This is a genomic window from Mesorhizobium sp. M1088, from assembly GCF_040318575.1.
Taxonomy (GTDB): Bacteria; Pseudomonadota; Alphaproteobacteria; order Rhizobiales; family Rhizobiaceae; genus Mesorhizobium.
In genome coordinates, this window is record NZ_JAMYMO010000002.1 from 75,209 (window position 1) to 89,575 (window position 14,367).

General features: G+C 63.8%; 11 protein-coding genes. 3 read left to right on the forward strand and 8 right to left on the reverse strand.

Going from position 1 to position 14,367, the window contains the following annotated elements; all coding sequences use genetic code 11:
• Positions 1-3 precede the first annotated feature (3 nt).
• The 4 genes from NKH49_RS03135 to NKH49_RS03150 all read right to left on the reverse strand — a co-directional run bounded on the left by NKH49_RS03135 (position 4) and on the right by NKH49_RS03150 (position 4,432).
• Positions 4-999 carry an ABC transporter ATP-binding protein gene (locus NKH49_RS03135; protein ID WP_352540420.1) on the reverse strand — a complete coding sequence of 332 codons (996 nt, stop codon included), beginning with the start codon at positions 997-999 and terminating at the stop codon, positions 4-6.
• A 190-nt stretch (positions 1,000-1,189) separates the two neighbouring features.
• Positions 1,190-2,344 carry an ABC transporter substrate-binding protein gene (locus tag NKH49_RS03140; protein WP_352540421.1) on the reverse strand — a complete coding sequence of 385 codons (1,155 nt, stop codon included), beginning with the start codon at positions 2,342-2,344 and terminating at the stop codon, positions 1,190-1,192.
• A 306-nt stretch (positions 2,345-2,650) separates the two neighbouring features.
• The gene (locus NKH49_RS03145) at positions 2,651-3,577 is read right to left on the reverse strand and encodes a LysR family transcriptional regulator (protein WP_023676350.1); all 927 of its coding nucleotides are present in this window, start codon (positions 3,575-3,577) and stop codon (positions 2,651-2,653) included.
• Between the two features lie 90 nt (positions 3,578-3,667).
• Entirely contained in the window at positions 3,668-4,432 is a 765-nt protein-coding gene (locus NKH49_RS03150; RefSeq protein ID WP_352872196.1) for a DeoR/GlpR family DNA-binding transcription regulator, read from the reverse strand.
• A 447-nt stretch (positions 4,433-4,879) separates the two neighbouring features.
• Between NKH49_RS03150 and NKH49_RS03155 the strand changes: the two genes are divergently transcribed.
• Entirely contained in the window at positions 4,880-5,764 is an 885-nt protein-coding gene (locus NKH49_RS03155; RefSeq protein ID WP_352614619.1) for a phosphotransferase, read from the forward strand.
• Positions 5,761-8,214 (forward strand): GcvT family protein, encoded by a 2,454-nt coding sequence (locus NKH49_RS03160; RefSeq protein ID WP_352925177.1) that lies wholly within the window; start codon positions 5,761-5,763, stop codon positions 8,212-8,214. The genes NKH49_RS03155 and NKH49_RS03160 overlap by 4 nt, the downstream gene beginning before the upstream one ends.
• Before the next feature lie 18 nt (positions 8,215-8,232).
• On the opposite strand, the gene NKH49_RS03165 is transcribed toward NKH49_RS03160, so the two are convergent.
• Positions 8,233-8,865 carry a class I SAM-dependent DNA methyltransferase gene (locus NKH49_RS03165; RefSeq protein ID WP_352614570.1) on the reverse strand — a complete coding sequence of 211 codons (633 nt, stop codon included), beginning with the start codon at positions 8,863-8,865 and terminating at the stop codon, positions 8,233-8,235.
• Positions 8,866-8,968: 103 nt separating this feature from the next.
• On the opposite strand from NKH49_RS03165, the gene NKH49_RS03170 reads away from it, so the two are divergent.
• On the forward strand, positions 8,969-9,871 hold the full coding sequence (locus NKH49_RS03170; protein ID WP_352614568.1) for a phosphotransferase: 903 nt from the start codon (positions 8,969-8,971) through the stop codon (positions 9,869-9,871).
• Here NKH49_RS03170 and NKH49_RS03175 read toward each other — a convergent pair.
• From NKH49_RS03175 to ilvD, 3 genes are all read right to left on the reverse strand, one after another.
• Entirely contained in the window at positions 9,868-10,788 is a 921-nt protein-coding gene (locus NKH49_RS03175) for a DMT family transporter (protein ID WP_352614566.1), read from the reverse strand. The two genes, NKH49_RS03170 and NKH49_RS03175, sit on opposite strands and share 4 nt — an antisense overlap.
• A 219-nt stretch (positions 10,789-11,007) precedes the next feature.
• Positions 11,008-12,282 (reverse strand): amidohydrolase family protein, encoded by a 1,275-nt coding sequence (locus NKH49_RS03180; protein ID WP_352925179.1) that lies wholly within the window; start codon positions 12,280-12,282, stop codon positions 11,008-11,010.
• A gap of 234 nt (positions 12,283-12,516) precedes the next feature.
• Positions 12,517-14,361 carry a dihydroxy-acid dehydratase gene (gene ilvD, locus NKH49_RS03185; RefSeq protein WP_352614564.1) on the reverse strand — a complete coding sequence of 615 codons (1,845 nt, stop codon included), beginning with the start codon at positions 14,359-14,361 and terminating at the stop codon, positions 12,517-12,519.
• Positions 14,362-14,367 lie beyond the last annotated feature (6 nt).

The window sequence follows — 14,367 nt, forward strand, 5'->3', positions numbered from 1 at the left end:
GGCTCATCCGAGCTCGTCCATCAGATGCAAATGCTCGCGCTTGAAGGTGAGCACCACCGCCTCGCCTTCCCCCGGCAGCACAGCACCCGCCGGCACGATGGCATGCAGTCGCAAGCCCTCTGCATCGAGCGCCAGTCTTGTCGTGGCGCCGAGATAGTTGGTCGAGACCAGGCGGGCGGCAACCCCTTCGCCGTTGGCCCGGCCAATACGGATGGATTCGGGCCGCAGGCTGCCCCAGCGATACTGGCCGGCATAGCGCTGGACGAAATCCGGCGGCAGCACGTTGGACGAGCCGACGAAATCGGCGACGAAGCGGGTCTTGGGGCGCTGGTAGATGTCTTCCGGCGTGCCGATCTGCATGATCTTGCCGTCATTGAAGACGGCCACGCGGTCGGCCATCGACAGCGCTTCGCCCTGGTCGTGGGTGACGAACACGAAGGTGATGCCGAGCGCCTTCTGCAGCGATTTCAACTCCTCCTGCATGTTTTCGCGAAGCTTGAGGTCGAGGGCGCCGAGCGGCTCGTCGAGCAACAGCACCTTGGGCTGGTTGACCAGCGCACGGGCGAGCGCGACGCGCTGGCGCTGGCCGCCGGAAAGCTGGCCAGGGCGACGGGCGCCGTAGCCGGGAAGCCGCACCAGCGCCAGCGCTTCTTCCGCCGCCTGTTGCCGCTCCGGTCTGCCGACGCCCTTGACCATCAGCCCATAGGCGACGTTGTCGAGCACGTTGAAATGCGGGAACAGCGCATAATCCTGGAACACGGTGTTGACGTTGCGGCGATAGGGCGGCACGCCCTCGGCGCGTTCGCCGAAGATCGAGATCGAGCCCGCCGTCGGCTGCTCGAAACCGGCGATGAGGCGCAGGCACGTCGTCTTGCCCGAGCCGGAAGGCCCGAGCATGGCAAAGAACTCGCCCGGCACGATGTCGAGATCGACCGCGTCAACGGCACGCACGCTGCCGAAATGGCGAGAGACGTTTTGGAAGGAAACGGCGGAGGTCATGGGGCTGTCCTGATCTGTCAGGCTCATCAAATTTCAGGCGGTAGCGCTGCCTCTTATCCGCCTGCCGGCACCTTCTCCTCGTATAGTGGACGGGGAGAAGGGAGGCGCTCCAACGCTGGCGACCCCCCGGTTCTTCACCGGGAGAGGGTAAGGGTGAGGGGCAGCGCCGAGCTTCGTAGGTGAGGCGAACTCACCGCCCGCCGATGACGCCGATATAGTCCGACACCCAGCGGTAATAGGGCACGCACTGGTCGTTCTGGGTGGCGCATTTCGAGACCGGCGTCTTCCAGAACTTGATCTTGTCGAAATTGTCGTAACCGTTGGTCTTGCAGCCTTCCTCGCCGAGCAGTTCGTTGCCCTTGCAGGCGGCGGGCACCACCGGCAGCGAGCCGAACCAGGCGGAGACGTCGCCCTGCACTTTTGGCGACAGCGAATGCTCCATCCACATGTAGGCGCAGTTTGGGTGGGCAGCATCGGCCTCCATCATCGTGGTATCGGCCCAGCCGGTGACGCCCTCCTCGGGGATAGTCGAGGCGACCGGCTTCTTGGCCGCGATCAGCGTGTTTACCTGGTAGGGCCAGGAACCGGAGGCGACGACGCCTTCGTTCTGGAAATCGTCGACCTGGATGGCGGCGTCGTGCCAATAGCGTCCGACCAGCGTACGCTGGACCCGCAGCAGGTCGAGCGCCGCCTTGTACTGATCCTCGGTCAGTTCGTACGGATCCTTGATGCCGAGCTCCGGCTTGTGAGCCATCAGGTAATTGGCAGCGTCGGCGATGTGGATCGGCCCGTCATAGGCTTGGACGCGGCCCTTGTTCGACTTGCCGTCGGGAAGCTTCATTTCCTCGAAGACCACGTTCCAGCTCTTCGGCGCCTCCTTGAACACTTCGGTGTTGTACATCAGCACGTTCGGCCCCCACTGATAGGGGACGCCGTAATGGACTCCGCCGACGGTGAACCAGGGCGCATCCTTCAGCCGGTTGTCGACCGTCTTCCAGCTCGGTATGAGGTCGGTGTTGATCGGCTGGACGCGCTTGCCGGCGACAAGGCGCAGCGAAGCGTCGCCCGAGGCGGTGACGAGATCGAAGCCGCCCTCGTTCATCAGCGAGACCATCTCATCGGAGGTGTTGGCGGTCTTGACGTTGACCTTGCAGCCGGTTTCCTTCTCGAACGAAGTGACCCAATCATAGGCCTTGTCGGTTTCGCCGCGCTCGATATAGCCCGGCCAGGCGACGATATTGACCTCGCCTTCGCCTTTGCCGAGCTCCTTGACCTGGGCGATGGCCTGGCCGGAGAAGCTCAGCGCGACCGTCAAGGCAGTGCATGATTTCAGCAATGAATTCATCGTCGATCTCCCATTTTTGCATGACCTCGAAACCGGTTTCGGGTTTCGGAAGAAGGTCATGCGCCCGTTCAAAAACGTTGGATGCGCGGCCCTGAAGGGCCGTGCTCCTCGTTCGGCCCGAAAATCGGAAATCGATTTTCGGAAGGCCCGATGCGAAAACTAAAAGTCTTAGAGCGTACTATGTGCGTCCAATTGGACGCACGTCGCGCTCTAACGGCAGCTTTGTTCCCTGACCGAAAAGTGCTGCGAAATTTCCGGTTTCGCAAATTCATTTATCAGAAAGCCGATATCGATTTTTCCGATACGTCAGCGGCCAATCTTCTCGGGCCGTTGGCGCACCATGCGCTGCGACTGGGCAAGTCCGATGAAGTCGCGCGCCGCCTGCGGCAGACCGGAGCCGCGCCGCCAGACCATGCCGACCTGGACGACCGGCAACGATCCCGAAATATCGCGCGATTCGATGCGGTCGCCTTCCAGCGACCATGGCCGGTAGACGAGGTCGGGCAGCAGCGCCACGCCGGCGCCGGTAGCGACGAGGCTGCGTACCGCTTCGACCGAGCGGGTGCGGAAGGCGACATGCGGCTTGGCGCCGATTGCCGTCAGCAGCTTTCCGGTATTCTCCTCGATCTCGTCGACGGTCAGCATGATCAGCGGTTCCGAGGCGATGTCGCCGATGCCGATGATGTCGGCACCGGCCAAGGGGTGGCCGAGCGGCAGCCACAGCCGGTAGGCCGAGACTTCGAGGATTTCGGACTGCAGTGCCGTGCGGTCGCGCAGGTTCGAGGTGACCATGACGGCAATGTCGAGCTTGCCGCCAATTAACAGGTGCTCGAGATAGTCGCCATTGTCCTCGATTGCCGAGACCTCGACACCCGGATAGGCGCGGCGGTAGCGGGCAAGAAGATCGGAAAGCACATAGCCGGCGACCAGCGAGGTGACGCCAAGTTGCAGCCGCCCGCTTGCCGCGGCCTGTTCGCCGAAGAAGGCGCGGCGCGCATCGGAAACGTCGGCCAGGATCTTTCTCGCATGGCGCAGGAACTGGTGGCCTTTGTGGGTGATGTTCAAGCCGCGCGGGTGGCGCTCGAACAGCTCGACGCCGAGATCGTGCTCCAGCTCCTTGATCGCCTCGGTGACCGACGATTGCGAGATCGACAGGTTCTGGGCGGCGCCCGACACTGTGCCCTGCTCGGCGACGGCGATAAAGAACTGCAATTGGCGGATGGTGAAAGCCATGGCCGGACTAAACACGGCAGACGCGGCGCTGGGAAGTGGGTGCTGGAGCAGATCTCCCGACAGAGCTCACGATAGAGCTCAGCCCTCGCTTCAGCCATCGGCAATGCTGAGCCGTGCGCCGGCCTGGGCGAGGGCGGCGCCGATGTCGTGCGGCGGCGGACGGTCGGTCGCGAGTTCGGAAAAGCCGCCGAAGCCGCAGACCTGAACAAGGCCCTGGCGGCCGAATTTGCTATGGTCGGTGACGACAAGCGAACGCTGGCCGCGCGACAGCACCATGCGGGCGAATTCGGCCTCTTCCAGATCATAGTCCATGACGCCGGTAACGGCATCGACCGCACCGGTCGATATCACGGCATGGCTGACGGAAAAGCGGCTGACGAATTCGATGGCCGAGACGCCGAAGGCAGCACCGGAATCGCTGCGCAGCTCGCCGCCGGCCATGTAGACCTTATTGCCGTTGACAGTGGCCAGTGTGCGGGCGATGTCGGAGGAGTTGGTGACGACCGTCAGCCGCCGGTGGCCGAGCAGTTCCCGGGCCAGGAAAGAGGTGGTGGTGCCGGTGTCGAGCATGATCGATTCGCCGTCGCGGATGGTGGCGGCGACCATGCGCGCTATTGCCCGCTTGGCATCGGCGTTCTCGCGCATGCGTCGCTCGAACGGCGCTTCGCCGGCAATCGACGGCAGGCCGACGGCGCCGTGCATCTTGAGGATGGAACCGTCGCTGGTCAGTGGCTTGACGTCGCGGCGTACTGTCTCCAGCGAGACGCCCAGCCGGTCGGCCAGGCTCGCAATGGTCACGGTGCCTTCCTCCTTGAGGAGGCGCAGGATTTCGCCATGCCGCTTCGAGTGGACCATCGGTTCCATCCGGTCGGATTGTTGCACCGCTGACCGCTTCTACGACATAAATGCCACTAACTCCAAGGAATTTAGCAAAATTCGGGCAAAAAACCAGAAAATACCACAAATTCGCGTTGACAACGCCTCCAGCGTGGCGCGACATTATCGCTGTGACAGGCTCGGAACGGAGGACGACGGCTGAGCCGCACGAAAAATCGCTTGCCCGAACGCCCGGGAGATCGTCGGGTGCAAGGGTCCCGAAATTCAGGATCCGCGGGGGCGGATGCCGGCGTCGAAGAACCCGGCACAAAGGGGCTCGTCGGTGCGGTGCGGGATACCGATCCCGAGATCTGCACCGACGAGATCTTCGCGTTGCCTCCATTCCTCCGTCCGATTGTCATCGCTGGCCAGCCGTGACATGCGTGGAAAATTGACCCAATGTTGGACGACATCGTGACTGTCGAAGTGACTGTCGAAGACCGCATCCGTGCGCTGCCTTGCTGGACCGGCAGCATCGACATCGCGCCGCTGCCGGGCGGGCTGAGCAATGCCAATTATCTGGTCAAGGACGCGGCCGGGCGGCACGTCGTGCGGCTCGGCCAGGACTATCCGTTCCACCATGTCTTTCGCGAGCGCGAGATGATGACGGCGCGGGCAGCGCACGCGGCAGGCTTCGCTCCGGCCGTCCACTACACTGGACCCGGCGTCATGGTGACGGAGTATCTCGGCGCCAAGGCCTATGTCGCGCAGGACGTGCGCGCCGATCTCAGCCGCGTTGCCGCGTTGCTGCGCGGTTTCCACCGGGAGATGCCCGGTCATGTCTCCGGCGCCGGCTTCATGTTCTGGGTATTCCATGTCATTCGCGACTATGCGCGCACGCTGGAGGAAGGCCGCAGCCGCAAGCTGGGCGAACTGCCGCGCCTGCTGACGCTGGCGGACGAGCTCGAGCGCGCGCAAAAGCTGCTGCCGATCGTCTTCGGCCATAATGACCTCTTGCCGGCTAACATAATCGACGACGGTCACAGGCTGTGGCTCATCGATTTCGAATATGCAGGCTTCAACACCGCGATGTTCGACCTTGCCGGCGCGGCGTCGAATGCAGGCATGAGCGACGAGGAGTCCTTCGCCTTCCTGACCGCCTATTTCATGAAGGAGCCGGACCCGGCGATACGGCGCTCGCACGCCGCCATGCAATGCGCGTCGCTGCTGCGTGAGGCGATGTGGGGCATGGTTTCCGAGCTTTACCTCGACGCGCCCGGTGTCGACTACGCCGCCTACGCCGACGAAAACCTGGCGCGGCTCGAAGCCGCCCTGGAAAACTACAGGACAAAATACGGGACGCGGACATGACCTTGCCCGCCCAGGCCGGGATCGTCGTCATCGGCGGTGGCATCATCGGCTGTTCGACGGCCTATCATCTGGCGCGCGACCACAAGGCCGAAATCGTACTGCTCGAACAGGGCAAACTCACCTCGGGTTCGACCTGGCATGCTGCCGGGCTGGTCGGCCAGCTGCGCTCGTCGGCGTCGATCACGCGCGTGCTCAAATATTCGGTCGATCTCTACAAGGGGCTGGAAGCCGAAACCGGCCTCGCCACCGGTTGGAAGATGACTGGCTGCCTGCGCCTCGCCACCAATGGCGACCGCTGGATCGAGTATAAGCGGCTGGCAACGACGGCTAAGAGCTTCGGCATGGACATGCATCTGCTGTCGCCGGCCGAGGTCAAGGAAATGTGGCCGCTGCTGGAAACCGGCGACCTCGTCGGCGCGTCCTGGCTGCCGACCGACGGTCAGGCAAGCCCTTCCGACATCACCCAGTCGCTGGCCAAGGGTGCGCGCATGCATGGCGCAAAATTGTTCGAGGAGGTGCGGGTCACCGGCTTCGAAATGAGAGACGGCCGCATCACCGCGGTAAAGACCAGCAAAGGCGATATCGCCTGCGACAAGGTGGTGAACTGCGCCGGGCAATGGGCGCGGCAGGTGGGTGCGCTGGCCGGGATAAACGTGCCGCTGCAGCCGGTGAAGCACCAGTACATCATCACCGAAAAGATTGATGGCCTGCCGACCGACGCGCCGACAATTCGCGACCCCGATCGCCGCACCTATTTCAAGGAGGAGGTCGGCGGGTTGGTGATGGGCGGCTACGAGCCGAACCCGCAGGCGTGGACGACCGGTCTGCCGGGCGGCGATGTGCCGGACGATTGGGAGTTCCGGCTGTTCGACGATGATTACGATCATTTCGAGCAGCATATGAGCCAGGCGATCGAGCGTGTCCCGGCGCTCGCCAATGCCGGCGTCAAGCAGATGATCAACGGGCCGGAGAGCTTTACGCCGGATGGCAATTTCATCCTCGGTGTGGCGCCGGAATGCGCCAATATGTTCGTCGGCGCCGGCTTCAATGCCTTTGGCATCGCGTCCGGCGGCGGCGCCGGCTGGGTGCTGGCGCAATGGGTCGTCGACGGCGAGGCGCCGCTCGATCTGTGGGTGCTCGACATCCGCCGCTTCTCCGATCTCCACCGCGACCGGCAATGGGTCCGCGACCGCACGCTGGAAGCCTATGGCAAGCACTACACGATCGGCTTCCCGCATGAGGAATATGTCAGCGGCCGGCCGCGCATCGTCTCGCCTTTGTACGAGCGGCTGCAAAAACATCGCGCCGTGTTCGGCTCGAAACTTGGCTGGGAGCGGCCGAACTGGTTCGCGCCGGAAGGCATCAAGCCGAAGGACGTCTATTCGATGGGCCGGCAGAACTGGTTCCTGGCGGTTGGCGACGAGCACCGCCACGTGCGCGAAAAGATCGGTATTTTCGACCAGTCGTCTTTCGCCAAATACGAAATGACCGGAGCCGACGCGCTGAAGGCGCTGGACTGGATCTGCGCCAACGACGTCGCCAAGCCGGTCGGCCGGCTGACCTACACGCAGCTTCTCAACACGCGCGGCGGCATCGAGGCCGATTTGACCGTGGCGAGGCTCGGTGAGGAAAAATTCTACATCGTCACCGGCACCGGTTTCCGCACGCATGATTTCTCCTGGATTGCCGATCATATCGGCAGGGAGTTCGACGTGACGCTGACCGACGTCACGGAGGATTTCGGCACATTGTCGCTAATGGGGCCGCGCGCCCGTGACGTGCTGTCAGCGGTGACCGATGCCGACGTCTCGAATGCCGCCTTTCCATTCGGCCATGTTCGCGAGATCGCCATTGCCGGTCACGCCGTCCGGGCACTGCGCGTCACCTATGTCGGCGAACTCGGCTGGGAACTGCATGCGCCGATCGCGGCGACGGGCGAGGTTTTCGACGCGCTGATGACGGCGGGCGCTGTCCACGACATTCGCCCGGTCGGCTATCGGGCGCTAGAATCGCTGCGGCTGGAAAAGGGCTACCGCGCCTGGGGCGCCGACATTACACCCAACGACACGCCGCAGGAGGCCGGCCTCGGCTGGGCGGTGAAGCTCAGGAAGAACACCGATTTCCTCGGCCGGCGGGCGCTTGAAAAGCTCGATGGCTCGACGCTCAGCAAACGCTTTGCCGGCTTCACCGTCGATGATCCGGACGTCGTGCTGCTCGGGCGCGAGACCATCCTGCGCAACGGCGAGGCGGTCGGTTATCTCACCAGCGGCGGCTATGGCTACACCATCGGCAAGAACATCGGCTACGGCTATGTGCGCAATGCCGATGGCGTCAACGATGATTTCCTTACCTGCGGCAACTACGAGCTGGTGGTGGCAATGGAACGGACGCCGGCTAAGATACACCTCGAGCCGCTTTACGATCCGGCAGGAGCAAAGGTGAAGGCATAGAGCCTTCCGGTTTCAGCCTCAGTTCACGATGAGCACCAGCCCCCGGCTCGGCACGGTATCGGCCTCGCCTGGCATCGAAACATAGGGCGGCGTTTCTTCGGCGCGCGTGACGGTGCCTTGCGCCTCGAGCTCGGCGATCCGCGCGGCAAACCCGGCACCCCACAGCGTGTTCTTCACTGTCAGCACGATCACCCCGCCCGGCCGGCAGATGCGGATCAGCTCGTCCAGACCCTCGGCCCCGACATGGCCGGACGTGAAGACGCCGGCTGAGATGATCCCGGCATAGGCGTCGTCCACGAAGGGCAGCGGTCCGCCAAGCGCCAGGCAGTGCAGCGCTGAATAGACGCCCTTGCGCGCGGCTTGCGCCAGCATGCCTTCCGAGATGTCGAGCGCCTCGACCTGCGGATAACCGGTAATGGCAAGCCATTCGCCGATGAGCCCGGTGCCGGCGCCGGCATCGAGCAGAGGAGCGGCGCCGCGCGCCAGATGGCGGGCCAGCAAGGCAAGGCAGATGGTGGGATGGCGATAGCCAGCCGCCGACATGTCGGCGTCATAGGTTCCTGCCCACCTGTCGTAAAGCGCCGCGACGTCTTCCGGCCGCTTCGCCGCATAGGCTGCGGCGAGTGCGCTCTGCTGATTGCTGTCCGTCATCGCTTTCCGTCGCCTGGTATCGATCCGCAACGCGATCATAGCCAAACGGCGAAAACTGTGGAACCGTCGTCGTCCCAATAATACGGGGAAAGGAGCGAAATCCATGGCGGACGACCGGGCGCGCGCCGCAATTGCGGCCATTCCGATGCTGGCCGGCTATGACGGCCCTCTGGAACGGCTCGGCGGTCTCACCAACCTCGTCTTCAGGGGTAAGGATTTCTGCCTGCGTATCCCCGGCAAGGGTACCGAGGAATACATCAACCGCGCCAACGAGGCAGTGGCGGCGCGGGAAGCGGCGGAGGCCGGCGTCAGCCCCGATGTGCTGCATGTCGATGCCGAGACCGGCGTGTTGGTGACCCGCTTCATCGCCGGTGCCGAGACGATGTCACCGGAAAAGTTCAAGACTCGGCCGGGCAGTCCGGCACGCGCCGGCAAGGCCTTTCGCAAACTGCACACATCCGGCGCGGTGTTCCCCTTCCGCTTCGAGCTGTTTGCGATGATCGACGATTATCTGAAAGTGCTGTCAACCAAGGACGTCGCCCTGCCTGCCGGCTACCACGACGTGGTCCGCGAGGCGGAGGCAGTGCGCTCAGCACTTGCGGCTCACCCTCTGCCGATCGTCGCCTGCCACTGCGACCCGCTCTGCGAAAACTTTCTCGATACGGGCGACAGGATGTGGATCGTCGACTGGGAATATTCCGGCATGAACGATCCGCTCTGGGATCTCGGCGACCTCAGCGTCGAAGGGCAATTCGACGCCGCGCAGGACGAGGAGATGACGCTGGCCTATTTCGGCGGCGAGCCGAGACCGGCGGAGCGCGCCCGCATCGTCATCTACAAGGCGATGTGCGACCTGCTGTGGACGCTGTGGGGACTGATCCAGCTTGCCAACAAAAATCCGGCCGACGACTTTCGCGCCTATGCCGACGGCCGGTTTGCGCGCTGCAAGGCACTGATGGAGATGCCGGAATTTTCGCGGCATCTCGCGGCAGCGCGCCGGGGTTAATTCACGCCCTTTGGCACGTTTTCGGGCGGTACCGTGTCGACCACCTTCTGGCGGTGGAAGATGAACAGGCCGGCCAGCACGACGATGGCCGAGCCGATCAGGATGCGCGGCCCAGGCACATCGCCGAAGAAGGCGAGGCCGAAGACCACTGCCCACAACAGCAGGCTGTAATGCAGCGGCGCCAAGGTCGAGGCCGGCGCCAGCTTCAACGCCCTGGTGATCATCAGATGCGCGCCGCAGGAGACGATGCCGAGAAGCAGCATGGCGCCGAAATCGAGCGAGGACGGCGTCTTCCAGCTGCCGAGGGTCAACGCAGCGCCGACCAGCAGCGTGCCGATGGTTTGCCAGGTGACCAGCGAGGTGTCGCTGGTGCCACGCAGCCGCCGATTGAGGATGATGGCGAAGGCAAAGGAAATGCTGCCGGCGAGCGCGAACATCGACGACAGCGAGAACGCGGCCGAGGACGGCTTCAGCATGATCAGCACGCCGCAGAAACCGACCAGGATAGCCGCCCAGCGGCGCCAGCCGACCCTTTCGCCGAGCAGGAAGTGCGACAGCGCCGCGACATAGATCGGCCCGGCCATGTAAAAGCTCATCACATCGGCGAGCGGCAGATAGACGACCGCCGCGTAGAACAGCGCCGTGTCGAGCGTCGTCATCACCACGCGCAGCAGCTGCAGCTCCGGCCGCTCCATGCGAAACAGCTTGGCCGGGCCCTGATGTGCAATCATCGGCCCGAGTATGAAAAAGGCGCCGATCGAGCGGATCAGCACGACCTGGCCGACGGAAAAACTGGCGACCAGCCACTTGCCCATCGCATCGTTCAACGCAAACAAGAAATCGCCGGCGAGCATCAGCAGGATGCCGGCCAGCAGCACGTTCATGATCGTTGAGTACTGGGCTGCGGGCCGCGCCATGCCGTTACCGGTTCCTCGCCGTGGGGTACGGTGACCCGCGTCGTAGTCGCAAGCTGCGGCCATGACGAGGCGAAAATCGAGAATTCGGTAAGACCAGCGCCGGAAATCGGCTGGACTAATGCATGTCGCGCAAAAGTGTGCAGCGGTTTTGCGATAACGACACGCTTAAAAACAAGACCTTAAAGCGCGTCGCGTGGGTCCGTTCAAACGCGACGCGCTTTAAGCGTGGCGCCGGTTCACCGTGCCCGGCCTTCCGGCGATCGAAAGCCGCGTGTCCTGCCGGCTGCGCTCGGCCACCACCTTGCCCCTGGCGATGACGCAGAGGCGCTCGGGGCGCAGCCGCAGCGCTTCGACCGGATTGCCGGCATCGAGAACGACCAGGCTGGCGCGCTTGCCGACGGCCAGGCCAAGGTGATCGAGGCCCATGATGGCTGCATTGACGTTGGTGACCATGTCGAAGCAGCGCGCCATCTCGGCCGGGCTCGACATCTGCGCGACATGCAGGCCCATGAAGGCGACGTCGAGCATGTCTGCGGTGCCCAGCGAATACCAGGGGTCGAGCACGCAATCCTGGCCCCAGCCGACGCGGATGCCTTGCGCCAGCATCTCCTTGACCCGCGTCAGTCCGCGGCGCTTGGGAAAGGTGTCGTGGCGGCCCTGCAGCATGATGTTGATCAGCGGATTGGGGATCGCCGAAACGCCGGCCTCGGCAATCAGCGGCAATAGCTTCGAAACGTAGTAATTATCCATCGAATGCATCGATGTCAGGTGCGAGCCGGCCACTCTGCCCTGCAACCCGAGCAGCTGCGTCTCATAGGCAAGCTGCTCGATGTGGCGCGACAGCGGATCGTCGGTCTCGTCGCAATGCAAGTCGACCATCAGGCCGCGCTTCGCCGCGATTTCGCAGAGCTCGGTGACGGAGCGCGTGCCGTCGGCCATTGTGCGCTCGAAATGCGGAATGCCGCCGACGACATCGACGCCTATGTCGAGCGCCCGGATGGTGTTGTCGCGCGCCGTCGGCGAGCGGTAAAACCCGTCCTGCGGGAAGGCGACCAGCTGCAGGTCGATATAGGGGCCAACCGTCTTCTTCACGTCGAGCAGCGCCTCGACCGCCAGCAGGCGGTCGTCGCAAACATCGACATGGGTGCGGATGGCGAGCAGGCCCATCGACACCGCCCAGTCGCAATAGGCGAGCGCACGGTCGCGCACCGCTTCGTGGGTCAGAAGCGGCTTCAACTCGCCCCAAAGCGAGATGCCTTCGAGCAGCGTGCCCGAGACATTGATGCGCGGAATGCCGAGCGAAAGCGTGGCGTCCATATGGAAATGCGGATCGACGAAGGGCGGCGAGACCAGATTGCCATGGGCATCGATCGCCGTGCCGGCGCTGACGTTCAGCTCGGGCTCTATCGCTGCGATCGTTTCGCCGACGATGCCTATATCCGCGATCCTGCCGTCGGGCAGCGTCCCGCCGCGCACCACAAGGTCAAAATCCATCTAGCGCCACCTCGTTCAAAAAAGCCGTTTCTTTCCATGCAGCGTGCTGCCGCAAGGCGGAACCTTCAGGCGCGGCCCTTCCCTTCTCCCCTTGTTGTGGAAGAAGGTGGCCGCGAAGCGGCCAGATGAGGGGTGTTCCAGCTTGCCGCCGGCGCCACTCCGTCCAGCACCCCTCAACCGTCTTGGCGTTGCGCGCCAATCCACCTTCTCCCACAAAGGGAGAAGGAAAAGCCTCTATTCCGGCACGTACCGCACCGCCCCCTTGGCGGCACTTGTCGCCATCGCCGCATAGGCGCGCAAGGCCGTCGTCACCTTGCGCTTGCGCTTTTCTTCGGGCTTCCAGGCAGCCGTTCCCCTGGCCTCCATCGCGGCGCGACGGGCGATGAGTTCGGCGTCGTCGACAGCAAGCCTGATGGTGCGGTTGGGGATATCGATCTCGATCGTGTCGCCTTCCCTGACCAGCCCGATCAGACCGCCTTCCGCGGCTTCCGGCGAGACATGGCCGATCGACAGGCCGGAGGTGCCGCCGGAAAAACGACCGTCGGTGATCAGTGCGCAGGCTTTGCCGAGACCTTTCGACTTCAAATAGCTGGTCGGGTAGAGCATTTCCTGCATGCCGGGTCCGCCGCGTGGCCCTTCATAGCGGATGACGACGACATCGCCGGCCTTGATCTCGTTCGACAGGATCGCCTTGACGCTGGCGTCCTGGCTTTCGAACACTCTTGCCGGACCGGTGAATTTCAGGATCGATTCATCGACGCCCGCCGTCTTCACGATGCAGCCATCGATTGCCAGATTGCCTTTCAGCACGGCAAGGCCGCCATCCCTGGAGAAAGGATGTTCGGCCGAGCGGATGACGCCCTTCTCGCGGTCGAGATCGAGATCGTCCCAGCGGCGGTCTTGGCTGAACGCGACTTGCGTCGGCACGCCGCCGGGTGCCGCCAGGAAGAAATCCCGGACATTCTGGCTGGTGGTGCGCGAAATGTCCCAATGATCGAGCGCTTCGCCGAGGCTTGCGGTGTGCACCGTCGGCAGGTCGCGGTTGATCAGCCCGGCGCTATCCAACTGGCCGAGGATGGCCATGATGCCGCCGGCGCGATGGACATCCTCCATGTGGACGTCAGCCTTGGCCGGAGCCACCTTGCACAGCACCGGCACCCGCCGCGACAGCCGGTCGATGTCCTCCATGGTGAAGTCGACCTCGCCCTCATGTGCCGCGGCGAGGATGTGCAGGACCGTGTTGGTCGAGCCGCCCATGGCGATGTCGAGCGTCATGGCATTCTCGAAGGCGCCCTTCGAGGCGATGCTGCGCGGCAGCGCGGTGTCATCGTCCTGCTCGTAATAGCGCTGGGCGAGATCGACGATCAGATGACCGGCCTCGACAAACAGCCGCTTGCGGTCGGCGTGCGTGGCCAACGTCGAGCCGTTGCCGGGCAGCGAGAGGCCGAGCGCCTCGGTCAGGCAGTTCATCGAATTGGCGGTGAACATGCCGGAGCAGGAGCCACAGGTCGGACAGGCCGAGCGCTCGATGATCCTGACGTCCTCGTCGGACACCTTGTCGTCGGCGGCTGCGACCATGGCGTCGACCAGGTCAAGCGCCTGGGTCTTGCCGGCGAGCACCACCTTGCCGGCCTCCATCGGCCCGCCGGAGACGAAGACGGTCGGGATGTTGAGGCGCAGCGACGCCATCAGCATGCCGGGCGTGATCTTGTCGCAATTCGAGATGCAGACCATCGCGTCGGCGCAGTGCGCGTTGACCATGTATTCGACCGAGTCGGCGATCAATTCGCGCGACGGCAGCGAATAGAGCATGCCGTCATGGCCCATGGCGATGCCGTCATCGACGGCAATGGTGTTGAACTCCTTGGCGACGCCGCCGGCTTTTTCGATCTCGCGGGCAACCAGCTGGCCGAGATCCTTCAAATGGACATGGCCCGGCACGAATTGGGTGAAGGAATTGACCACGGCAATGATCGGCTTGCCGAAATCCGAATCCTTCATGCCGGTAGCGCGCCACAGGCCGCGGGCGCCGGCCATGTTGCGGCCATGGGTGGTGGTGCGGGAACGGTAGGCGGGCATTGAACT